The organism is Pseudomonas sp. HMSC065H01 (genome assembly GCF_001815235.1).
In the GTDB taxonomy this organism is placed as follows: domain Bacteria; phylum Pseudomonadota; class Gammaproteobacteria; order Pseudomonadales; family Pseudomonadaceae; genus Pseudomonas; species Pseudomonas aeruginosa.
Window position 1 is genome coordinate 1 of sequence record NZ_KV819901.1, and the last position, 215, is coordinate 215.

The following is a 215-nucleotide window of genomic DNA, read 5'->3' on the forward strand; positions in this document are numbered from 1 at the left end:
ACCGCGCAGAACGTGGTGCTGATCGGTGGGCCAGGCACCGGTAAAACCCACCTAGCCACCGCACTGGCCGTGTCCGGCATCACCCGGCACGGCAAGCGCGTGCGCTTCTACTCCACGGTCGATCTGGTCAATCTGCTGGAGCGCGAAAAACACGACGGCAAAGCCGGGCGGATCGCCCAGGCACTGCTGCGCATGGATCTGGTCATCCTCGACGA

General features: G+C 64.7%; 1 pseudogene. It reads left to right on the forward strand.

Annotated features, from left to right (window positions below):
- A pseudogene (istB, locus tag HMPREF3014_RS20115) lies at nucleotides 1-215 on the forward strand (IS21-like element ISPst3 family helper ATPase IstB); the annotation flags it as partial.